The sequence below is a fragment of the Streptomyces sp. CoH27 genome (assembly GCF_020181035.1).
In the GTDB taxonomy this organism is placed as follows: Bacteria; Actinomycetota; Actinomycetes; order Streptomycetales; family Streptomycetaceae; genus Streptomyces; species Streptomyces camelliae.
Window position 1 is genome coordinate 255,679 of sequence record NZ_JAIQYY010000006.1, and the last position, 22,089, is coordinate 277,767.

Annotated in this window: 17 protein-coding genes and 1 pseudogene; 1 reads left to right on the forward strand and 17 read right to left on the reverse strand. The window is 70.2% G+C overall.

All coding sequences use genetic code 11. The annotated features are described in order from the left end of the window. Positions 1 to 27: 27 nt before the first annotated feature. Together lspA and LE548_RS11840 are read right to left on the reverse strand one after the other, a co-directional pair. Positions 28 to 621, reverse strand: coding sequence for a signal peptidase II (lspA, locus tag LE548_RS11835; RefSeq protein ID WP_225096687.1), 594 nt, complete (start codon positions 619 to 621; stop codon positions 28 to 30). Positions 622 to 688: 67 nt separating this feature from the next. Beyond that, positions 689 to 1,633 (reverse strand): TraR/DksA family transcriptional regulator, encoded by a 945-nt coding sequence (locus LE548_RS11840; protein WP_225096688.1) that lies wholly within the window; start codon positions 1,631 to 1,633, stop codon positions 689 to 691. Between the two features lie 611 nt (positions 1,634 to 2,244). Here LE548_RS11840 and ileS point away from each other — a divergent pair. Further along, positions 2,245 to 5,388, forward strand: a complete 3,144-nt coding sequence (gene ileS / locus LE548_RS11845) for an isoleucine--tRNA ligase (RefSeq protein WP_225096689.1) — start codon at positions 2,245 to 2,247, stop codon at positions 5,386 to 5,388. A gap of 215 nt (positions 5,389 to 5,603) precedes the next feature. On the opposite strand, the gene LE548_RS11850 is transcribed toward ileS, so the two are convergent. The 15 genes and pseudogenes from LE548_RS11850 to LE548_RS11920 all read right to left on the reverse strand — a co-directional run. Then, complete coding sequence (locus LE548_RS11850) at positions 5,604 to 6,779, reverse strand: DivIVA domain-containing protein (RefSeq protein ID WP_225096691.1); 1,176 nt, start codon at positions 6,777 to 6,779, stop codon at positions 5,604 to 5,606. A 55-nt stretch (positions 6,780 to 6,834) separates the two neighbouring features. Beyond that, a complete protein-coding gene (locus LE548_RS11855; RefSeq protein WP_225096692.1) occupies positions 6,835 to 7,122 on the reverse strand; it encodes a YggT family protein in 288 nt (95 codons plus the stop codon). A 60-nt stretch (positions 7,123 to 7,182) separates the two neighbouring features. Further along, a complete protein-coding gene (locus LE548_RS11860; RefSeq protein ID WP_225096693.1) occupies positions 7,183 to 7,824 on the reverse strand; it encodes a cell division protein SepF in 642 nt (213 codons plus the stop codon). Between the two features lie 128 nt (positions 7,825 to 7,952). Continuing rightward, positions 7,953 to 8,672: a YggS family pyridoxal phosphate-dependent enzyme gene (locus LE548_RS11865; protein ID WP_225096695.1), complete on the reverse strand. Its 720-nt coding sequence runs from the start codon at positions 8,670 to 8,672 to the stop codon at positions 7,953 to 7,955. A gap of 6 nt (positions 8,673 to 8,678) precedes the next feature. Beyond that, a complete protein-coding gene (gene pgeF / locus LE548_RS11870) occupies positions 8,679 to 9,407 on the reverse strand; it encodes a peptidoglycan editing factor PgeF (protein WP_225096697.1) in 729 nt (242 codons plus the stop codon). Next, positions 9,404 to 10,600 (reverse strand): cell division protein FtsZ, encoded by a 1,197-nt coding sequence (ftsZ, locus tag LE548_RS11875; RefSeq protein ID WP_225096698.1) that lies wholly within the window; start codon positions 10,598 to 10,600, stop codon positions 9,404 to 9,406. The genes pgeF and ftsZ overlap by 4 nt, the downstream gene beginning before the upstream one ends. Positions 10,601 to 10,879: 279 nt before the next feature. Beyond that, positions 10,880 to 11,674 carry an FtsQ-type POTRA domain-containing protein gene (locus LE548_RS11880; protein WP_225096827.1) on the reverse strand — a complete coding sequence of 265 codons (795 nt, stop codon included), beginning with the start codon at positions 11,672 to 11,674 and terminating at the stop codon, positions 10,880 to 10,882. Positions 11,675 to 11,700: 26 nt separating this feature from the next. Continuing rightward, entirely contained in the window at positions 11,701 to 12,789 is a 1,089-nt protein-coding gene (gene murG / locus LE548_RS11885; protein WP_069781397.1) for an undecaprenyldiphospho-muramoylpentapeptide beta-N-acetylglucosaminyltransferase, read from the reverse strand. Positions 12,790 to 12,795: 6 nt separating this feature from the next. Further along, positions 12,796 to 14,157, reverse strand: coding sequence for a putative lipid II flippase FtsW (ftsW, locus tag LE548_RS11890; RefSeq protein ID WP_225096699.1), 1,362 nt, complete (start codon positions 14,155 to 14,157; stop codon positions 12,796 to 12,798). A 68-nt stretch (positions 14,158 to 14,225) separates the two neighbouring features. Further along, entirely contained in the window at positions 14,226 to 15,662 is a 1,437-nt protein-coding gene (gene murD, locus LE548_RS11895) for a UDP-N-acetylmuramoyl-L-alanine--D-glutamate ligase (RefSeq protein WP_225096700.1), read from the reverse strand. After that, on the reverse strand, positions 15,644 to 16,717 hold the full coding sequence (gene mraY / locus LE548_RS11900; protein ID WP_225096701.1) for a phospho-N-acetylmuramoyl-pentapeptide-transferase: 1,074 nt from the start codon (positions 16,715 to 16,717) through the stop codon (positions 15,644 to 15,646). Before mraY ends, murD begins: the two co-directional genes overlap by 19 nt. After that, a complete protein-coding gene (gene murF, locus LE548_RS11905; RefSeq protein WP_225096703.1) occupies positions 16,714 to 18,120 on the reverse strand; it encodes a UDP-N-acetylmuramoyl-tripeptide--D-alanyl-D-alanine ligase in 1,407 nt (468 codons plus the stop codon). The genes mraY and murF overlap by 4 nt, the downstream gene beginning before the upstream one ends. A 4-nt stretch (positions 18,121 to 18,124) precedes the next feature. After that, positions 18,125 to 19,645: a UDP-N-acetylmuramoyl-L-alanyl-D-glutamate--2,6-diaminopimelate ligase gene (locus tag LE548_RS11910; protein ID WP_225096705.1), complete on the reverse strand. Its 1,521-nt coding sequence runs from the start codon at positions 19,643 to 19,645 to the stop codon at positions 18,125 to 18,127. 218 nt (positions 19,646 to 19,863) lie between these two features. Further along, complete coding sequence (locus LE548_RS11915; RefSeq protein WP_308030176.1) at positions 19,864 to 21,828, reverse strand: penicillin-binding protein 2; 1,965 nt, start codon at positions 21,826 to 21,828, stop codon at positions 19,864 to 19,866. A gap of 5 nt (positions 21,829 to 21,833) precedes the next feature. Then, positions 21,834 to 22,089: pseudogene (locus LE548_RS11920) on the reverse strand (hypothetical protein); the annotation flags it as partial.

The following is a 22,089-nucleotide window of genomic DNA, read 5'->3' on the forward strand; positions in this document are numbered from 1 at the left end:
GGACAACTCGGGAGAACCCCCGGGCGGTCAGTCCTTGTGGACCGTGCCGTCCGGGTCCAGGCCGCGGAAGGACAGCAGCACGATCAGGATGCCGCCGCACACGATCGCCGAGTCGGCCAGGTTGAACACCGCGAAGCCCTTCGGTGCGATGAAGTCCACGACCTGGCCCTCGAAGACCCCGGGGGCCCGGAAGATCCGGTCGGTCAGGTTGCCGAGCGCGCCGCCGAGCAGCAGGCCGAGGGCGACCGCCCAGGGGAAGCTGTACAGCTTGCGGGCCAGGCGCATGATCACCACGATCACCGCCGCCGCGATCAGGGTGAAGATCACCGTGAACGCGCCCCCGAAGCCGAAGGCGGCGCCGGGGTTGCGGATGGCGTGCAGCTCCAGCAGGTCCCCGACCAGCTTGATCGGCTCGTGGCCCTCCAGCTTGGCGACCACGAGCGTCTTGCTGATCAGGTCGAGGGCGTACGCGAACGCGGCCACCGCGAACAGCACGGCGATCCGGCGCCCCCGGCCGGCGCGCGCCTGCGCCGGGGCCTGCCGTGCTCCGGCCGCCGCCGTGTGCTCGCCGCTGTCGTCCGGGGTGTCCGGCGTACCGATGATGCGTTCCGCCTCTGCCACGTGAGTCCCTCAACCTAGGTGCCTGACTGAGGACGAGACTACGGCACGCCCGCCCGGCCCCTCACGCTCAGGAGCGACGTTCCTGCTTCTGTTTGCACTCCACGCACAGGGTGGCCCGCGGGAAGGCCTGCATCCGGGCTTTGCCGATGGGGTTGCCGCAGTTCTCGCACAGACCGTAGGTGCCCGCGTCCAGCCGTTCCAGGGCGTGCTCGTTCTGGATCAGCATCTCGCGCGCGTTGGCGGCCAGCGCCAGCTCGTGCTCGCGCGTGATGTTCTTCGTCCCGGTGTCGGCCTGGTCGTCGCCCGCACCGTCCCCGGAGTCGCGCATCAGGCCCACGAGGGAGGCCTCGGCGGAGCTGATCTCGGTGCGCAGCCGCTCCACCTCGGACAGCAGCTCGGCGCGGGCCTCCGCGACCTCTTCCGGCGTCCAGGGCTCCTCTCCGGGACGCACCGCCAGCTCGCCGGGCTCCGCCGCGGCGATCCGTGCCTTGGGAACGGCGGTCTGTGCGGCCGTGGCCGTGCCAGGAGTCTTCTTCGCAACCACTGTCGTGGCTCCCGTCTGCTTCGCGGCCCGCGCCGCGCCCGCTTTCTTGGCCGTGCTCTTGCCGGCCGTCTCCGAGGAGACGCCGGCGGCAGCCGCCTTGACGGCCGCCTTGTCCACCGCCACCCCCTTCACCGCCGCCTTCTTCCCGGCCGCCGGCTTCCTGGCCACCGTCTTCTTCCCGGCAGGCTTCTCGGCAGGCGTCTTGGCTGCCTTCTCGGCCGGCTTCCTGGCGTCCGCGGCCTTCGTCGCGGTCTTCGCGTCGACCTTCCGCACAGCCGTCTTCTTCGCGGCCGTCTCCTTGGCGGCCGCCTTCTTGGTGGCTGCCGTCTTGGTGGCCGTCTTCTCGGTGGCCGTCTTCTCGGTGGCCGTCTTCTTCGCAGTCGTCTTCTTCGCAGTCGTCTTCTTGGCGGCCGCGCCCCTGGCCCGGCCGGTCGCCGGATGCTCTACGGCGGTCTTTTTCGCCACCATGGCCGCGGCCCCTTCACATATTGTGATCTTGCTCGCGAATCGTGCTGGGACGATAAATCGACTTGAGTCCCGCGGCAACGGGGCACACCGCCCGATTCGCCCGCCCGCACCCCCCGAGCAGCGGGCCTGCATCCGTTGTGCCCAGCTCCCCGCCGGGTAATCCGCCCCGGCAGACCCCGCCGGACACACGCGCGCGTGCCCTCGCCATTCGGGTCAGCCCGCCCGGTCGCCCGGCGCACGGCGGCACCCCGCGGACCACGGGTCCGGAGAAAACCGGTCAGCCACTGTCCGCGCGGCGCCGTACACTGGGCGGAGCGAGAAGCGTGGATGGGGACGAGTAGCGGCGTACGCAGCCCAGAGCGACCCGGGGACGGTGGGAGCCCGGGGGCGAGCGCGACGTGAAGATCACCCCGGAGCCGCCGGAAGAAAGCCCGCACCGGGCGAGTAGAACCGGCTTCGCGACCCCAATGAGGGGGCTCACCGGAGCACAGGGCGCACCGGAGAGCCAAGGAGGGTGGTACCGCGGGAGCGCGCCGCACACGGCGTAGACAGGATCGAAGGCTCTCGTCCCTCCGACGGAAGGCAGCAAGTCCGTTGGAGGATGCTCGCAGATGACAGCGCCGACGTACCGCCAGGTGCCCGCACAGGTCGACCTGCCCGCTCTTGAGCACGCCGTGCTCGACTTCTGGCGCGAGCAGAAGATCTTCGCCAAGAGCCTGGAGCAGTCCGAGGGCCGCCCGGAATGGGTGTTCTACGAGGGCCCGCCCACCGCCAACGGCATGCCCGGCGCCCACCACATCGAGGCCCGCGTCTTCAAGGACGTCTTCCCCCGCTTCCGCACGATGCGCGGCTATCACGTGGCCCGCAAGGCCGGCTGGGACTGCCACGGCCTGCCCGTGGAGCTGGCCGTCGAGAAGGAGCTGGGCTTCTCCGGCAAGCAGGACATCGAGGCGTACGGCATCGCCGAGTTCAACGCCAAGTGCCGTGAGTCCGTGACCCGGCACACCGACGCCTTCGCCGAGCTGACGACCCGCATGGGCTACTGGGTCGACCTGGACGACGCCTACCGCACCATGGACCCCGAGTACGTGGAGTCCGTGTGGTGGTCGCTGAAGGAGATCTTCAACAAGGGCCTGCTGGTCCAGGACCACCGGGTCGCCCCCTGGTGCCCGCGCTGCGGCACCGGCCTGTCCGACCATGAGCTGGCGCAGGGCTACGAGACGGTCGTCGACCCGTCCGTGTACGTCCGTTTCCCGCTCACCTCCGGTCCGCTCGCCGGCGAGGCCGCGCTCCTGGTGTGGACGACGACCCCCTGGACCCTGGTGTCCAACACGGCGGTCGCCGCGCACCCGGAGGTCACCTACGTCGTCGCCACCAACGGCGAGGAGAAGCTCGTCGTCGCCGAGCCGCTCGTCGCCAAGGCGCTCGGCGAGGGCTGGGAGACCACGGGCCAGACCTTCACCGGCGCCGAGATGGAGCGCTGGACCTACCAACGTCCGTTCGAGCTCGTGGAGTTCCCGGCTCCGGCGCACTTCGTGGTGAACGCGGACTACGTCACGACCGAGGACGGTACGGGTCTGGTCCACCAGTCCCCCGCCTTCGGTGAGGACGACCTCAAAGTCTGCCGCGCCTACGGCCTGCCCGTCGTGAACCCGGTCCGCCCGGACGGCACCTTCGAGGAGGACGTCCCGCTGGTCGGCGGCGTCTTCTTCAAGAAGGCGGACGAAAAGCTCACCGAGGACCTCCAGCAGCGCGGCCTCCTCTTCAAGCACGTGGCGTACGAGCACAGCTACCCGCACTGCTGGCGCTGCCACACGGCGCTGCTGTACTACGCACAGCCCTCCTGGTACATCCGCACGACGGCGATCAAGGACCGCCTGATCCAGGAGAACGAGAAGACCAACTGGTTCCCGGAGACGGTCAAGCACGGCCGCTACGGCGACTGGCTGAACAACAACATCGACTGGGCGCTGTCCCGCAACCGCTACTGGGGCACCCCGCTGCCGATCTGGCGCTGTGAGGACGACCACCTCACTTGCGTCGGCTCCCGCGCGGAGCTGACCGCGCTGTCGGGCACCGACCAGTCGGACCTGGACCCGCACCGGCCGTACATCGACGAGGTCACCTTCGCCTGCACGCACGAGGGCTGCGGCAAGACGGCCACGCGCGTGCCCGAGGTCATCGACGCCTGGTACGACTCGGGTTCGATGCCGTTCGCGCAGTGGGGCTACCCGTACAAGAACAAGGAGCTGTTCGAGAGCCGGTACCCGGCGCAGTTCATCTCCGAGGCGATCGACCAGACCCGCGGCTGGTTCTACACGCTGATGGCCGTCGGCACGCTGGTCTTCGACAAGTCGTCGTACGAGAACGTCGTCTGCCTCGGCCACATCCTGGCCGAGGACGGCCGCAAGATGTCCAAGCACCTGGGCAACATCCTGCAGCCGATCCCGCTCATGGACGCCAACGGCGCGGACGCGGTGCGCTGGTTCATGGCGGCCGGCGGCTCCCCGTGGGCGGCGCGCCGCGTCGGTCACGGCACCATCCAGGAGGTTGTCCGCAAGACCCTGCTGACGTACTGGAACACGGTCGCCTTCCAGGCGCTGTATGCCCGTACGTCCCAGTGGGCGCCGAGCGCGGCGGACCCGGCCCCGGCCGAGCGCCCGCTGATCGACCGCTGGCTGCTGTCCGAACTGCACGCCCTCACCGACCAGGTGACGCAGGCGATGGAGGCGTACGACACCCAGCGCGCCGGCAAGCTGCTGTCCGCGTTCGTCGACGACCTGTCCAACTGGTACGTCCGCCGCTCGCGCCGCCGGTTCTGGCAGGGCGACAAGGCGGCGCTGCGCACGCTGCACGAGGTGCTGGAGACGGTCACCCGGCTGCTGGCGCCGATCGTCCCGTTCATCACCGAGCGGGTGTGGCAGGACCTGGTCGTGCCGGTGACCCCCGGTGCCCCGGAGTCCGTGCACCTGGCGGCCTGGCCGGAGGCGGACCTGTCGGCGATCGACCCGGAGCTGTCAAGGCAGATGGTGCTGGTGCGCCGGCTGGTGGAGCTGGGCCGTGCCACGCGCGCGGAGTCGGGCGTCAAGACGCGTCAGCCGCTGTCCCGCGCGCTGATCGCGGCGACCGGTTTCGAGACGCTGGACCCGGAGCTGCACACCCAGATCACGGAGGAGCTGAACGTCTCCTCGCTGGCCTCGCTCTCCGAGGTGGGCGGCTCGCTGGTGGACACCACCGCGAAGGCCAACTTCCGGGCGCTGGGCAAGCGGTTCGGCAAGCGGGTGCAGGACGTGGCCAAGGCGATCGCGAACGCCGACGCCGCCGCGCTGTCGCTGGCGCTGCGTGCGGGCACGGCCTCCGTGGACGTCGACGGCGAGACGGTCACGCTCGCCCCGGACGAGGTGATCATCACCGAGACCCCGCGCGAGGGCTGGTCGGTGGCGTCCGACTCCGGTGCCACGGTGGCGCTGGACCTGGAGATCACCGAGGAGCTGCGGCAGGCGGGTCTGGCCCGTGACGCGATCCGGCTGATCCAGGAGGCCCGCAAGAACAGTGGGCTGGATGTGGCCGACCGGATCGCTCTGCGGTGGGTGTCGACGGATGCCACGGTGGTCGCTGCGCTGGCTGAGCATGCCGAGCTGATCGCCGACGAGGTCTTGTCGACCGACTTCGGCCAGGGTGAGGCCGACGGCACCTACGGCGAGGCGTTCACCGATGAGGGGCTGTCTCTCACGTTCCGGCTGCGGAAGGCGTAAGCGCCGAGTGGTCTGAGAAGGGCCCGGTCTCCACGCAGGAGGCCGGGCCCTTCTTCATTGGCTCGGTCGGCCTGAGTACGGTACGCGGTTCTCCGCAACCCGCGTAAGAGTTCTCCGCAACCCGCGTAAAAAGGGCGCGGCCCCGGACCGAAGTCCAGAGCCGCGCCCTTGAACGCTGCCGACGCCTACGGCGTACTACCCACCGTGCCCGGTGCTCAGTTGTCGTCCTCGTCGATCAGGAACCCACGCATCGGCGAGGGAGCCTGGCCCATCGGGGACGGGCCCTGCGGGCGGACCGGAGCCATGGGCTGGGTCATGGCCGGGGTCATCTGCTGCTGGCCGCCGTAGGACGGGGCGGACGGAGCGGGGTTGCCGCCCATCGTCTGGTTGCCGCCGTAGGACGGGGCGCTCGCGCCGGCCGGGGCCATGGAGGGCGCCGGGGACGGGGGCAGGGACGGGGCGGACGAGGCGCGCGGCGGGGCCAGGGAGTCGTCGGCCTGGGTCTCCAGCTGGCGCAGCTGGGACTCAAGGTACGACTTCAGGCGCGTGCGGTACTCGCGCTCGAAGCCGCGCAGGTCCTCGACCTTGCGCTCCAGCGTGGCGCGGGCGGACTCCAGGGAGCCCATGGCGACGCGGTGCTTCTCCTGCGCGTCCCGCTCCAGGGCGTCGGCCTTGGCACGGGCGTCACGCTCCAGACCCTCGGCGCGGCTGCGGGCCTCGCCGACGATCTTGTTGGCCTCGGAGCGGGCCTCGGCGATCGCCTGGTCGGCGGTCTGCTGGGCCAGCGAGAGGACACGGGCGGCACTGTCGCCGCCGGGGCCCTGACCGGGCATGCCGGGGCCGCCCATCGGACCGCCCATGGGGCCACCCATCTGCTGCTGCATGGGCTGGCCGCCCATCGGGCCCTGACCCATCGGACCCTGACCCATGGGGCCCTGGCCCATCGGACCCTGGCCCATCGGGCCGGGACCCTGCGGGCCACCCTGACCGCCGGGGCCGGCGGGCAGCTGCGGGGCACCGCTCGGCAGCTGGGGCGGGCCTCCCATGGGGCCGCCCATCTGCTGCTGCGGCGGGCCCGATATGCCGGCGGGCACCGGCGCGCCGGGGCCTCGCATGCCCTGCTGAGGCATGCCCTGCTGAGGCATCCCCTGCTGCTGCGGATGCTGCTGATCCTGCTCCGGCGGGCCCTTGCGCATGTTCTGCTGGTTCTGCGCGGCCGCACGGGTCGCCGCGGCCAGCTTGGCACGCAGGTCCTCGTTCTCGCGGAGCAGACGGGTCAGTTCGGCTTCGACCTCGTCGAGGAAGGCATCGACCTCGTCCTCGTCATAGCCTTCTCGGAGGCGGACGGTCGTGAACTGCTTGTTCCGCACGTCCTCGGGGGTCAACGGCATCTCTTCACCTCAGCGTAGTCATCGGCAGTCGGCAAGACCGTATCGTCCACCCTCATTACACGAAGCTCCCCGTGATGGAGATGAGGATGTAGACGATGATCATCAGTACGAAGAAGGACAGGTCGAGCGCCACGCCCCCGAGACGCAGCGGCGGGATGAACCGCCGCAGAAGCTTCAGCGGTGGATCGGTGACAGTGTAGGTGGCCTCCAGTACGACCACCATCGCCTTGCCGGGTTGCCACGAGCGGGCGAACTGGAACACGTAATCCATGACGAGCCGGAAGATGAGCACGGCGAGAAACAGCAATAGCGCGATGTGGACCACCTGTGCGAACACGCTCATGGCCTGCGCTTCCCTCTCCCCTGTTCCGTGCTCTTCCGAACGTCGATCTGGTTGTGCGTCTCAGCTCTGGTTGAAGAACCCGCCCTCTGCGATGCGGGCCTTGTCCTCCGCCGTGACATCGACGTTAGCAGGAGACAACAGGAACACCTTCTGCGTCACCCGCTCGATGCTGCCGTGAAGACCAAACACCAAACCGGCCGCAAAGTCGACAAGTCGCTTCGCGTCTGTGTCATCCATCTCAGTCAGATTCATGATCACCGGGGTGCCCTCACGGAAGTGTTCCCCGATGGTACGGGCTTCGTTGTAGGTCCGCGGGTGAAGCGTGGTGATCCGGTAAGGCTCTCGTTCCGACACGACCTTGGGCATGATCACCGGTGCGTTCTTCTCCAGGGACTGACGTTCTTGTGTGATGGATGCCACGGGCGCGATGCGCGCCGGACGTCCGGATTCCGCGGCGAGCGAAGTCGATCGGGCCACCGGCTCGCGGGGTGCGGGCGGTTGGACGATTCGCACCTCTTCATCCCTTTGGGACTGATGTGCACTGTGCGACTGATGTGGCGATTCATGCCGTCGGTGATCCCGCTCGGGCTCCGGGTCCAACTCGGGCTCGAAGTCGTCGTCGGGGTCGAATCCGCGGCCGTCGTACCCATCGTCCTCCACGAGGCCGAGGTAGACCGCCATCTTGCGCATCGCGCCGGCCATGCTCTGAGTCCTCCGCTCTGTGGTGGATCGGCTGACGACTGCCAAGTGCCCGCGATCCACGCGGTCGTTGTGCTCGCCTTCGCGGGCATTGACCATATTTTCTGCTGTGGTCCGACTTCCTGGCGACGTTACCCGAGCCTGGGGCGGACTCCGAGTACCGCGGTGCCGACGCGCACGTGTGTCGCCCCGGCTGCCACGGCCTGTTCGAGGTCCGCACTCATCCCTGCCGACACCATGGTTGCAGCCGGATGAGCTCGGCGCAGGTCGGTCGACAAATCCATGAGCCGCTCGAACGCCGCCTGTTCGCGTCCCGCGTACTCCCCGGTGAGCGGAGCAACGGTCATCAGTCCGTCGAGCCGCAGCCCTGGAGACGCCGCGACGAGGTCGGCCAACTCTTCGATTCCCTCCGGGGCCACGCCGCCGCGCTCGCCCCGCCCGCTCGCGCCCGCGTCCAGCGCGACCTGGATCAGACAGCCCACCTCGCGCCCCGACCGCACCGCCTCCTTCGACAGAGCCGTGACGAGCCGGGAACGGTCCACGGACTGCACGACATCGGCGTAACCGACCACGGAACGCACCTTGTTGGTCTGCAACTGACCGACAAAATGCCATTTCAAGGGCAGATCCGCACATGCGGCGGCCTTCGGTGCCGCGTCCTGGTCGCGGTTCTCGGCGACATGGCGCACACCGAGTTCCGACAGGATCCGCACATCGCTCGCCGGGTAGGTCTTGGTGACCACGATCAGGGTCACCTCCTCCCGCTCACGCCCGGCCGCGACGCACGCGGCGGTGATGCGCTGCTCCACTTGCGCCAGATTTGCGGTGAGTTCGGTCTTACGGTCAGTCATGCCCCATCAGTCCAGCCAGACATAGCCCGCGAGCCGCCCGGTGGTGCGGTCACGGCGGTACGAGAAGTGATCCCCCGACTCCAGCGTGCACACCGGCGACTGCGCCCGGTCGCACACCCCGAGCCGGTCGAGCTGCGCGTGCACCCCGGCGCTCACGTCGACCGCCGGTGTACCCCAGCTCGTCTCGGCGTGCGCCGCCGGCTCGACGGCGGCCACCTCGGCGCGCATCGCCTCCGGCACCTCGTAACACCGGCCGCACACGGCCGGCCCGGTGCGGGCGACGATCCGGCCCGGCTCGGCACCGAGTTCGGCCATGGCCCGTACGGCGGCGGGGACGACCCTCTTGACCATGCCGGGTCGGCCCGCGTGTGCCGCGGCGACGATCCCGGCGACCGGGTCGGCCAGCAGCACCGGCACGCAGTCGGCGGTGAGGACGGCGAGGGCGAGCCCGCGGCGGGCGGTGACGATCGCGTCGACCTCGGGCACCGGGTCCTCGCCCCAGGGCCCGTCCACGACGGCCACGTCGGCGCCGTGCACCTGGTTCATCCAGACGACCCGCGCGGGGTCCAGATCGAGCGTCTTGGCGGCGATGTCCCGGTTGGCCCGTACGGCCTGCGCCTCGTCACCGACCGCGCCGCCGAGATTGAGCTCCTCATACGGAGCGGCGCTCACCCCGCCCCACCGGTCGGTGAAGGCGAAGTGCGCGCCGCTCACGCTCTCGCGCTGTCCTATCACTTCAGGAAGTCCGGGACGTCCAGCTCCTCGGCGGCGCTGTCCGCGTAGGTCCGCGACGCCGGCAGCGGCGGGGCCGGGATGTCGGCCACCGGCTCGGGCGCCGGCTCCGGCTCCTCCTTCGGCGTCACGCTGCCGAGCGAGCCGAAGGTCGGCCGGCTGGGCTCGGACTGCCGTACCGGAGTGGGCTCGTCGCGGCGGGTCGACGTCGAGGCCGAGCCGAGGACGTTGTCCCGGCGGGCCGGCGGCTGGCCGCCGTCGAAGCCGGCCGCGATCACCGTGACCCGCACCTCGTCGCCGAGGGCGTCGTCGATGACCGCGCCGAAGATGATGTTGGCCTCGGGGTGGGCGGCCTCGCTGACCAGCTGGGCGGCCTCGTTGATCTCGAACAGACCGAGGTCGGAGCCGCCGGAGATGGAGAGCAGCACGCCCCGGGCGCCGTCGATGGACGCCTCCAGCAGCGGCGAGGAGATCGCCATCTCGGCGGCGGCCACCGCGCGGTCGTCGCCGCGGGCCGAGCCGATGCCCATGAGGGCCGAACCGGCCTCGGACATGACCGACTTGACGTCGGCGAAGTCGAGGTTGATCAGGCCGGGGGTGGTGATGAGGTCGGTGATGCCCTGGACACCGGAGAGCAGGACCTGGTCGGCGGACTTGAAGGCGTCCAGGACCGAGACCTGGCGGTCCGAGATGGACAGCAGCCGGTCGTTGGGGATGACGATGAGGGTGTCGACCTCTTCGCGCAGTTCGGCGATGCCGTCCTCGGCCTGGTTCGCGCGGCGCCGTCCCTCGAAGGTGAACGGGCGTGTGACCACGCCGATGGTGAGGGCGCCGAGCGAGCGCGCGATGTTGGCCACGACGGGCGCGCCGCCGGTGCCGGTGCCGCCGCCTTCACCGGCCGTCACGAAGACCATGTCGGCCCCCTTGAGGACCTCCTCGATCTCCTCGCGGTGGTCCTCGGCGGCCTTGCGGCCGACCGCCGGGTTGGCGCCGGCGCCGAGTCCGCGGGTGAGTTCGCGGCCGACGTCGAGCTTGACGTCGGCGTCGCTCATCAACAGCGCCTGCGCGTCGGTGTTGATGGCGATGAACTCGACGCCCTTGAGACCGACCTCGATCATCCGGTTGATGGCATTGACACCACCGCCGCCGACACCGATGACCTTGATGACTGCGAGGTAGTTCTGCGGTGCTGCCACGTCGAAGGCCTCTCGCCTCGAATTACGTTGCCGTCGTCGTGCGGTGCCCCGCGCCGGGACGGCAGATGCCGAATGGGACGGTCCGTAGCGCCGACCCGAACCCTAACCCTGAAGTTTAGGGTTACCAGTGTGCCTGTTCCTTGAAGTCTTCTGAACAGGACACTAAGTCGACAAGTGGCGCCCGTTCAACGAACACGCCGAACCTCCCGTTTTTCTTTTCACCCTATGTGATCAGCCGTAGCAGTGCCCAACCAGGGTGCTGGCCTGCGCTGATGTGCGTCAACTCCCCGATGACGCAGGGGCGGTGGGAACACTGACATCGAAGTGCCGCGCGCCGGGAGCTGCTTTCATGAGAGCTGTGAGGGCCCGTGCCTTGGCGCGGCCGCTCTCGCCGCTCCCCCATGCCACCGTGCGGCCGTCGGCCAACTCCAGCGAGATGTCGTCGTAGGAACGGACTTGGACGGTCCGGGTGTCCCGGGCGACGGCGGCCGGCAGATCACCGGCGACCCCGACGGCCTCGCGCACCAGCCGGTCGGTGCCGAAGCGCCGCAGGCTGGCGACTCCGGAACCCGTGCGGGATACGGACAATTCCAGCACGGGAACGCTTTTCGGGGCCTGCGAAACCGTGGCGAACCGGACACCTTCGCGGTCGACTTCGGTGAAGTTCCGGCCGCTTCGGAGCAGCAGAACCGGAGTCCGCTCGGTCACTTTCAGACCGATTCCATGGGGCCAGGAACGCACCACGTCAACTGTGTCAATTCGGGGCAATTTCTGGCGGAGTCGGGCTTCGATGCCATCGGTGTCGACGGAAATCATCGGCGCCCCCACCGGTACGGCCGCCGCGTCGCGCACCTCGTCGGGGGTCAGCACATCCGTGCCGGACACCGAGACATGCTCGACGCGCAGCCAGGTGGAGCCGTACAACAGCCAAGTGACACCGGCCCCGAGGAGTACGGCGGCCACCGCCAGAATGACGATCGTACGAAGGCGCGCTCTTCCGAGCCGCCGGGCGGGCGGCGGGCCGGACGACTCCTGCTGGCGTTTCCCGCGCTCGGCGGTAGTCGGTCCGGCCACCCTCACTGCCCTTTCGTCATACGGTCCTAACGGCGCGAGGCGATCGCCTCGTACACCATGCCGACGAGCAGCTCGTCGGCGTCCCGGCGGCCGAACTCGCTTGCCGCGCGGGACATCTCGTACAGCCGGTGCGGATCGGCGAGCACGGGCAGGACGTTCTGCTGTACCCACTCGGGCGTCAGTTCCGCGTCGTCGACGAGGAGTCCGCCGCCGGCCTTGACCACCGGCTGGGCGTTCAGCCGCTGTTCGCCGTTGCCGATGGGCAGCGGGACGTAGGCGGCCGGGAGTCCGACGGCGGAGAGTTCGGCGACGGTCATCGCGCCCGCGCGGCAGAGCATCATGTCGGCCGCGGCGTACGCGAGGTCCATCCGGTCCAGGTAACTTACCGGGATGTAGGGGGGCATCCCCGGCATCTGGTGCACCTGCGGCAGTTCGTTCTTCGGGCCGACCGCGTGCAGGATCTGGATGCCGGCCTGCTGGAGCCAGGGCGCGACCTGCTGGACGACCTCGTTGAGGCGGCGGGCGCCCTGCGAGCCGCCGGAGACCAGCAGCGTGGGCAGGTTCGGGTCGAGACCGAAGCGGTGCCGGGCCTCGGGGCGCGCGGCGGCGCGGTCCAGGGTGGCGATGGAGCGGCGCAACGGGATGCCGATGTAGCGCGCGTCACGCAGCTTGCTGTCCGGGGTGGAGACGGCGACCCGGGCCGCGTAGCGCGAGCCGATCTTGTTGGCCAGGCCCGGGCGGGCGTTGGCCTCGTGGATCACGATGGGCACACCGAGGCGCTTGGCCGCGAGGTAGCCGGGCAGCGCGACATAACCCCCGAAACCGACGACACAGTCCGCCTTGGTGCGCTCCAGGATCTGCTCGGCGGCCTTGATCGTGCCGCGCAGCCGGCCCGGGACGGTGATCAGCTCGGGCGTGGGCTTGCGGGGCAGCGGCACGGCCGGGATCAGCGCCAGCTCGTAGCCGCGCTCCGGGACGAGCCGGGTCTCCAGGCCGCGCTCCGTGCCCAGGGCCGTGATCCCCACGGTCGGGTCCTGCCTGCGCAGGGCGTCCGCGAGGGCGAGCGCGGGCTCGATGTGGCCGGCGGTCCCCCCACCGGCGAGTACGACATGCACCGAAATTCACCGCTCTCCGGACGGACGCGCCACCGAGGCACGCCGTCGCATCGTTTTCCATCTCCGGGGACTCCGACCGGACCCGGAGCCCCCGGCACCCCGTTTTCTACCAAAGCGAGGTTGCCGCATCGCAAGCGCCGCCCGCGCAGCGGGCTCGTCGCGTGCGAAGGCGATCAGCAGCCCGATGGCGAACATGGTCGGCAGCAGGGCGGACCCTCCGTAGGAGAACAGCGGGAGGGGGACACCGGCGATCGGCAGCAGACCGAGCACCGCACCGATGTTGATCACCGCCTGGGCGGTGATCCAGGTGGTCACGCCTCCCGCGGCGTACCTCACGAAGGGGTCCTCCGTGCGTCCGGCCACGCGGATACCCGCATAGCCTAGAGCCGCGAACAGGGCGACCACCGACAGTGTCCCCGCGAGGCCCAGTTCCTCACCGGTGACCGCGAAGATGAAGTCGGTGTGGGCTTCCGGGAGTTGACCCCATTTTTCCACACTTGCACCGAGACCGGAGCCGAAGAGTCCGCCGGAGGCCAGTGCGTAGATGCCGTGGGCGCCCTGCCAGCACATGTCACCCGGGCCGGGGTCGGTGGCCGCGATGCAGTTGAGGCGGGCGAGGCGGTGCGGGCTGGTCTCGATGGCGATGGCAGCGAGGGCGACGGCGACGCCCAGCACCCCGGAGAACAGCCGGGTCGGCGCCCCCGCGAGCCACAGCAGCCCGAACAGGATCGCCGTCAGGATGATCGTCGTACCCATGTCGCCGCCCAGCATGATCAGCCCGAGCAGCAGGAAGGCGACCGGCACCAGCGGCACCAGCATGTGCTTCCACTGGGTCAGCAGCTTCTTCTCCTGTTTGCGGGCGATCAGGTCCGCGCCCCACAGCACCAGGGCGAGCTTGCCGAACTCGCTGGGCTGGATCTGGAAGGAGCCGCCGAGGGAGATCCAGTTCTGGTTGCCGTTGACCGCGTGCCCTATCCCGGGGATCTGCACCAGGACCATCAGGAAGACGGCGCCGGCGAGGATCGGGTAGGCCAGCGCCCGGTGCAGTTTCACCGGCATGCGGGAGGCCGCGAGCAGCAGGGCGCCGCCGATGAGCGCGGCGAGGAACTGCTTGCGGAAGAAGTACGACCCCGGCAGCGACAGCTGGAGCGCGGTGATCTGGGAGGCCGAGTAGACCATCACCAGGCCCAGCACGATGATCAGCACGCTGCCGCCGGCGATCAGGTAGTAGGCGGTCAGCGGCCGGTCCCAGGCCTTGCGCGCGCGTGTGGAGAACCGCTGGAACGGGTTCTCGCGCGCCGGGCGGGAGACCGCGGGACGGCGGGGCGCCCGCTCTGCGGGCGGCCTTCCGGTACGGCTACTGGGCATCGGCGCCTCCACTGAACGTCGACCGTCCCACGCGTCCCTCCCAAGATCCGCCCGGCGGGCGGCCGGGGTCAGGCGCCGAGTTCGCGGACCGCCGCCGCGAACGCGTCGCCGCGCTGGTTGTAGTTGGTGAACATGTCCATGGAGGCACAGGCCGGGGCCAGCAGCACCGTGTCGCCGGGCTGAGCGAGCCGCTTCGCTTCCGTCACCGCCTGGAGCATCGCCCCAGTGTCGGTCCGGTCGAGGTCGACCACGGGTACTTCCGGGGCGTGTCGCGCGAGGGCGTCGCGGATCAGCTCCCGGTCGGCGCCGATGAGGACCACCGCGCGCAGCCGCTTCGCCGACCTGGCGACCAGTTCGTCGAAGGTCGCGCCCTTCGCCAGACCACCCGCGATCCATACAATCGGCTCATATGCCGCCAACGAGGCTTCGGCGGCATGGGTGTTGGTCGCCTTGGAGTCGTCCACGTACGCGACACCGTCGAGATCGGCGACGTGCTGGATGCGATGGGCGTCGGGGCGGAAGGCGCGCAGTCCGTCGCGTACGGCGGTGGCGGGCACCCCGAAGGCGCGCGCGAGGGCCGCCGCGGCAAGGGCGTTGGCGATGTTGTGGGGGGCCGGCGGGTCCACGTCGGCGACCTCGGCGAGTTCCTGGGCGTTCTTCTGCCGGTTCTCGACGAAGGCGCGGTCGACCAGGATGCCGTCCACGACGCCGAGTTGAGAGGGCGCGGGGGTGCCGAGGGTGAACCCGACGGCCCGGCAGCCCTCCTCGACGTCGGCCTCACGGACCAGGTCCTCGGTGGCCTTGTCCTCGACGTTGTAGACGCAGGCGACCCGATTGCCCTCGTAGATACGCCCCTTGTCGCGTGCGTATCCCTCCATGGAGCCATGCCAGTCGAGGTGGTCGGGCGCGAGGTTCAGCACGGCGGCGGAGTGGGCGCGCAGGGAGGGCGCCCAGTGCAGCTGGTAGCTGGAGAGCTCGACGGCGAGGACGTCGTACGTCTCCTCGCCGAGGACCGCGTCCAGCAGGGAGACGCCGATGTTGCCGACGGCGGCCGTGCGCAGGCCCGCCGCCGTGAGGATGGCGGCGAGCATGCGGACGGTGGTCGTCTTGCCGTTGGTGCCCGTGACGGCCAGCCAGGGGGCGGCGTCGGGGCCGCGCAGGCGCCAGGCCAGCTCGACATCGCCCCAGACGGGCACGCCCGCCTGCTCGGCCGCCAGGAACAGCGGCTTGTCCGGCCTCCAGCCGGGCGCGGTGACGATCAGCTCGGTGCCCTCCGGCAGGGTCACCCCGTCGCCGAGGCGCACGGTGATGCCCAGCGCCTCCAGCTCCGTGGCCTGCTCACGCGCGCGTGCGTCGTCGCCGTCGTTGACGACCGTGACGATCGCCCCGCGCGCGTGCAGCACCTTGGCCGCCGGGACGCCGGAGACACCGAGCCCGGCGACGGTGACGTGCTTGCCCTGGAAGTCGAAGAGCTCCGAGGTGGAGGTCACTTTTCCGCTGCCCATCCTGCATAGAAGAGGCCTAGTCCGACAATCACACAGATACCCTGAATGATCCAGAATCGGACCACCACCAGGACCTCGGACCAGCCCTTGAGTTCGAAGTGGTGCTGAAGTGGCGCCATCCGGAAGACGCGCCTGCCGGTGAGCCGGAAGGAGCCGACCTGGATGACGACCGACATGGTGATCAGGACGAACAGGCCGCCCATGATGGCCACCAGCAGCTCCGTGCGGGAGAGGATGGCCAGACCGGTCAGGACACCGCCGAGGGCGAGCGAGCCGGTGTCGCCCATGAAGATCTTCGCCGGCGAGGTGTTCCACCACAGGAAGCCCAGGCAGGCACCCATCAGCGCGGAGGCGACCACCGCGAGGTCGAGCGGGTCGCGCACCTCGTAGCAGGCGGCCGGGTTGGTCAGGGTCTGCGCGTTGGCGCAGGACTCCTGGAACTGCCAGACCCCGATGAACGTGTAGGCGCCGAAGACGAGCACGGAGGCGCCGGTGGCCAGACCGTCCAGACCGTCGGTCAGGTTCACGCCGTTCGACATCGCGAGGATCATGAACAGGGCCCAGACGACGAACAGCACCGGGCCGATGGTCCAGCCGAAGTCCGTGATGAACGACAGCTTGGTGGAGGCCGGGGTGTTGCCGCGCGCGTCGGCGAACTGCAGCGAGAGCACCGCGAAGGAGATGCCGACGATCAGCTGACCGGCCATCTTCGCCTTGGCCCGCAGACCCAGCGAACGCCGCTTGACGATCTTGATGTAGTCGTCGAGGAAGCCGACCAGGCCCATGCCGAACATCAGGCCGAGCACCAGCAGGCCGGAGTAGGTGGGCGGGTAACCGGTGATGAGCTTGCTCAGGAAGTACGCCGCGATGGTCGCCAGGATGAAGGCGATACCGCCCATGGTCGGCGTACCGCGCTTGCTGGCGTGCTCGCGCGGACCGTCGTCACGGATGTACTGGCCGTAGCCCTTGCGCGCGAGGAGCTTGATCAGCAGCGGGGTGCCGATCAGCGTCAGGAAGAGGCCGATCACTCCTGAGAACAGGATCTGCTTCATCATCGGGCGGCAACCTCACCCTCGGCACCTGTCTCGACGAGCGCCTGGGCAACGCTCTCCAGACCCACCGAACGGGACGCCTTCACGAGCACGACGTCCCCCGGGCGCAACTCGCTGCGCAACAGGTCGATCGCCGCCTGTGCGTCGGACACGTGCACCGACTCCTCACCCCACGAACCCTCGTTATATGCGCCCAGTTGCAGCCAGGAGGCCTCAATCCCCCCGACGGCGACGAGCTTGCTGACGTTGAGCCGGACGGCGAGCCGTCCGACGGCGTCGTGCTCGGCGAGCGCCTCGTCCCCCAGCTCGGCCATCTTGCCGAGCACCGCCCATGTGCGCCGCTCCTTGCCCATGGCCGCGAGCGCCCGAAGGGCGGCCCGCATGGACTCGGGGTTGGCGTTGTAGGCGTCGTTGACGATGGTCACGCCGTCCGGGCGCTCGGTGACCTCCATGCGCCAGCGGGAGAGGGAGCCCGCCTCGGAGAGCGCGGTGGCGATCTCTTCCGCGGACATGCCCAGCTCATGGGCGACGGCGGCCGCGGCGAGCGCGTTCGACACGTGGTGCTCACCGTACAGGCGCATGGTCACATCGCTTGCACCGGAGGGTGTGTGAAGCCTGAATGAGGGCTGTCCACTGTCCGTGAGTCGCACGTTCTCGGCGCGTACGTCCGCTTCGGCCGACTCTCCGAAAAGGACCACCTTCGCCTTGGTACGGGAGGCCATGGCCCGGACGAGCGGGTCGTCGGCGTTGAGGATCGCGGCGCCGTCCTCGGGCAGCGCCTCGACGAGCTCCCCCTTCGCCTCCGCGATCTGCTCACGGCCGCCGAACTCGCCGATGTGGGCGGTTCCGACGTTGAGGACGAGGCCGATCTTCGGCGGGGTGAGGTCGGTGAGGTAGCGGATGTGCCCGAGGCCGCGGGCGCCCATCTCCAGCACGAGGAACCTGGTCTCCTCGGTGGCGGACAGTGCGGTCAGCGGCAGCCCGATCTCGTTGTTGAGCGATCCGGGCGTGAACACCGTCGGCGCCTTGCGCCGCAGGACCTGCGCGATGAGGTCCTTGGTGCTGGTCTTGCCGGCCGAGCCGGTCAGGGCGACGAGGGTCGTGCCGAGCCGGCGTACGACGTGCCGGGCGAGGGCGCCGAGGGCGGTCTGCACGTCCTCGACGACGATCGCGGGTACCCCGACCGGGCGTGCCGCCAGTACGGCGACCGCACCCGCCTCGACGACCCGCGGTGCGAAGTCGTGGCCGTCCACGCGCTCGCCGACGAAGGCGGCGAACAGGCTGCCGGGCACCACCTCGCGGGAGTCCCGGACCACCGGGCCCGTGACCTGGACGGACGGATCCGGTATGTCGTGCGTCTGCCCGCCGACGACTGCTGCGATCTCGGCGAGGGAGAGGGCGATCACAAGTTCATCCCTGGGTCTTCTGGATAGCTTCGCGAAGCACCTGGCGGTCGTCGAAGGGACGGATCACGCCGGCGATGTCCTGGCCCTGCTCGTGACCCTTGCCCGCGACCAGCACGGTGTCGCCGGGCGCGGCACGGCCGACGGCGGCGGCGATCGCGGCGGCGCGGTCCTCGAAGAGGAGCACCTCGCCGCGCTCGTGAGCGGGCACGGAGGCCGCGCCCTGGAGCATGGTCGCGAGGATCGCGAGCGGGTCCTCGGAGCGGGGGTTGTCGGAGGTCAGTACGGCCGTGTCGGCGAACCGGGCCACGGCGGCGCCCATCGGGGCGCGCTTGGTCCGGTCGCGGTCGCCGCCGCAGCCGAGGACCACGTGCAGGCGGCCCTTGGTGACCTTGCGCAGCGCCTTGAGCACGGACTCGACCGCGTCGGTCTTGTGGGCGTAGTCGACGACCGCGAGGTAGGGCTGCCCGGCGTCCACGCGCTCCAGGCGGCCGGGGACGCCGGGTACGGCGGCGATGCCGTCGGCCGCGGTCTGCGGGTCGAGGCCGGCCGCGGCGAGGGCGACGAGAGCGGCGAGGGTGTTCGCCACGTTGAAGGGACCGGCGATCGGCGACCTGGCGTGGATCCGCTCACCGTTCGGGCCGACGACGGTGAACGTCGAGTCCATGGGGCCGATCTGGACGTCCTCGGCACGCCAGTCGGCGTCGGGGTGGCCCTCGGCGGAGAACGTGACGACGGGGACCGTGGCCTCCTTCGTGAGCCGGCGGCCGTACTCGTCGTCGATGTTGATCACGCCGAGTCTGCTGCGTTTCGGTGTGAACAAGTGCGCTTTGGCCCGGAAGTAGTCCTCCATGTCGGAGTGGAACTCCATGTGTTCCGGGCTGAGGTTGGTGAACACGGCGATGTCGAAGACGCAGCCGTCGACCCGGCCGAGGACCAGGGCGTGGCTGGAGACCTCCATGGCGACCGCCTCGACGCCACGCTCACGCATGACGGCGAAGAGCGCCTGGAGGTCGGTGGCCTCGGGGGTGGTGCGCTCGGACTTGATGCGCTCGTCGCCGATGCGCATCTCGACCGTGCCGACGAGACCGGTGGACTTCTCGGTCCGCAGCCCGCCCTCGACCAGGTAGGCGGTGGTGGTCTTGCCGGAGGTGCCGGTGATGCCGATCTGGAGCAGGTCGCTGCCGGGGCGGCCGTAGATGGTGGCCGCGAGTTCGCCCATCCGCGCGCGCGGGTCGTCGACGACGAGGACCGGCAGTCCGGTCGCGGCGGCGCGCTCGGCGCCCGTCGGGTCGGTGAGCACGGCGGCCGCGCCGAGGCCGGCGGCCTGGGTGACGAAGTCGGCGCCGTGCAGGCGGGCGCCCGGGAGGGCGGCGTACAGGTCGCCGGGGCGGACGGCGCGCGAGTCATGGGTGATCCCCGTGATCCCGGCGGCGGCGTCCGGAGCGGCGGCACCCAGCTGATCGGCCAGTTCCGCGAGGGGTGTGGCGGAGACCTGAACCGGTCGCGGCGGTCCCGGATATGTCACGGAAGCGCCCTTCTGGGTGGTTTGGGACTGATCGGCGTGTGGCACGGCGGTGAGCGTACCGGGCTCACCCGCTCCGGAGCGAAGCGAGGGGCTGGGGACGCCTTGGTTCCCGGGATCCGGGGTGATCGTTGTCACGGTTCGTTCCTGGTGGTCTTACCGCGGTGCCGAAGCGGTGCGGGCGGTGCGGGGTGTGCGGGCGGTGCGGGGGGCTGTGCCGATCAGGGCTTGTAGTCGACGGGCAGGTTGGCGGCCGGCGCTCCGGTCGGCGGGATCTGGAGGGTCTTGAGGGCGAACTCCATCACCTGCTTGTAGATGGGTCCACAGATCTGACCGCCGAAGTAGCTGCCGGAGGTGGCGTTCTGGATGGCGCAGTAGACGGTGATGCGGGGGTTGTCCGCGGGCGCGAAGCCGGCGAACGACGACGTGTATCCGTGGTACTTGCCGGTGGCCGGATCCACGCGGTTCGCCGTGCCGGTCTTGCCGGCGACGTTGTAGCCGGGGATGCGCGCCTTGATGCCGGTGCCCTGCTCGTCGTCCACGACGGACTCCAGCATCTGGGCGAGCGCCTTCGCGGTCTTCTCGCTGACGACCCGGGTCTCCTGGGGCTTGGGCGCCGGGGTGAAGCGCCCGTCGGCACCCTTGGTGCCGCGCACCAGGGTCGGCTCGACGCGGACCCCGCCGTTGGCGATGGTCGAGTACACGGAGGCGGCCTGCATCGCGTTGATGGAGAAGCCCTGGCCGAAAGGGATCGTGTACTGCTGCGAAGTGGACCACTTCTGGTACGGCGCGAGGATGCCCGGGGTCTCGCCGGGGAAGCCGAGCCCGGTGTAGCCGCCGATGCCGAACTTGCGCAGGTACGAGTAGAGGACCTTGTTGGCCTCCTCCTGGGTCTTGCCGAGCTGGCCGGTGGCCAGGATGGTGCCGATGTTGCTGGACTTGGCGAGGACGCCGTTGAGCGTGAGGTACCAGGTGGCGTGATCGACGTCGTCGGAGAAGAGCCGGTCGCCGCGGTGCAGCCGGTTGGGTACGACGACGTGGGTGAGCGGCGTCGCCGCGTTCTCCTCCAGCACGGCCGCCATGGACATCACCTTGGCCGTGGAGCCGGGTTCGTAGGCGTCCTGGATGGCCGGATTGCCCAGGGCCGCGGAGTCGGCCTTCGACAGGTCGTTGGGGTCAAAACCGGGCGAGTTGGCCATGGCCAGGATCTGCCCGGTCCGGGTGTCCTGGACGATGACGTATCCGCGGTCGGCCTTGGACTTCTTCACCTGCTCGGTGATGGCGTTCTGCGCGGCCCACTGGATGTCGCGGTCGATGGTGAGCTCGACGTCGGAGCCGGGCACGGCGGGCGTCTCGTCGGACCCCGCCGTGGGCACCTCGCGCCCGCCGGACTGGGCGTAGCGGATCTTGCCGTCCTTGCCCGTCAGCTGCTTGTTCAGCTCCTGCTCGATGCCGCCGCCCCCGGTGCCCGCGGCGTTGACCCAGCCCAGTATCCCGGCGGCGAGATCGCCGTTGGGATACACGCGCTGGCTGCTGGGGTCGGCGAAGACGCCGGCGAGCACATTGACGGTGGTGTGATCCGTTCCCGCCTTCTTGGTGAGCGCGCTCTTGAGGTCCTTGATCTGCTTCCAGACCTGCGGGGTCTGGCGGACGGCGAGCCGGGTGTAGCGGGACTTCCTGTTCGCCGGCCGCAGCTTCTTCACGAGCGTGGCCTGGTCCTGCCCGAGGATGGGCGCGAGCAGCGCGGCGGCCTGCTCCGGCCCGTCGGAGATCTTCAGCTGCTCGGGACCGAACATCGTCGGGTCGGCCGTGATGTCGTACGCGTCCTCGCTGACGGCGAGCGCGACACCGTTGCGGTCGGTGATCCCGCCGCGCTCGGCGGCCAGGGTGTGCACGACGTACCGGTTCAGCTCGGCCCGCGCCGCATAAGTGCCGGCGTCGACGGCCTGGACCTGGAGCAGCCGTACGACGAAGGCGATCATCACCAGGGTCAGGGTGAGACTGACCATGCGCAGCCGGGGCCGCGGGCTGCCGAGCCGGAGCGGACGCTGGAGCGGCGGCCGTGCGCCGCTCGGCCGGCGCGCCGGGCGCGCACCGGGCCCGGCCTGCCGCCGCACGGCACTCCTGGGCCGCTGCGGCGCGGCGGGCCCGGGCACGCGTCGGCGCGGCGGTTCCCTGTCAGACACTTCCGTCACCTGCCGGGGGTCGGGGTGGAGGCGGGCTGGGGGGTGAGCGGTGGCGGTACGGCCGCCACCGGGGCGGACGGGGCGGGGCGGGTTCCCTGGGGCTGGACCGGGGCGGAGGAGGCGGGGGTGGCCTGGGCCGGGGCGGAGGAGGCGGGGGTGGCCTGGGCCGGGGTCGAGGGTGACGGGGAGGCGGGGGCCGGAGTCGCCGCCGGGGGTGCGGAGCGGGCGGCCGGGGTCATGACCTCGGGGGCCACCGGGTCG

What these genes read in the sequence shown, in the direction of transcription:
- LE548_RS11840 (WP_225096688.1), bottom strand. Translation starts at nt 1,633, where the DNA reads ATGGTGGCGAAAAAGACCGCCGTAGAGCATCCGGCGACCGGCCGGGCC.
- ileS (WP_225096689.1), top strand. Translation starts at nt 2,245, where the DNA reads ATGACAGCGCCGACGTACCGCCAGGTGCCCGCACAGGTCGACCTGCCC.
- LE548_RS11850 (WP_225096691.1), bottom strand. Translation starts at nt 6,779, where the DNA reads ATGCCGTTGACCCCCGAGGACGTGCGGAACAAGCAGTTCACGACCGTC.
- LE548_RS11855 (WP_225096692.1), bottom strand. Translation starts at nt 7,122, where the DNA reads ATGAGCGTGTTCGCACAGGTGGTCCACATCGCGCTATTGCTGTTTCTC.
- LE548_RS11860 (WP_225096693.1), bottom strand. Translation starts at nt 7,824, where the DNA reads ATGGCCGGCGCGATGCGCAAGATGGCGGTCTACCTCGGCCTCGTGGAG.
- LE548_RS11865 (WP_225096695.1), bottom strand. Translation starts at nt 8,672, where the DNA reads ATGACTGACCGTAAGACCGAACTCACCGCAAATCTGGCGCAAGTGGAG.
- ftsW (WP_225096699.1), bottom strand. Translation starts at nt 14,157, where the DNA reads ATGCCCAGTAGCCGTACCGGAAGGCCGCCCGCAGAGCGGGCGCCCCGC.
- murD (WP_225096700.1), bottom strand. Translation starts at nt 15,662, where the DNA reads ATGGGCAGCGGAAAAGTGACCTCCACCTCGGAGCTCTTCGACTTCCAG.
- mraY (WP_225096701.1), bottom strand. Translation starts at nt 16,717, where the DNA reads ATGATGAAGCAGATCCTGTTCTCAGGAGTGATCGGCCTCTTCCTGACG.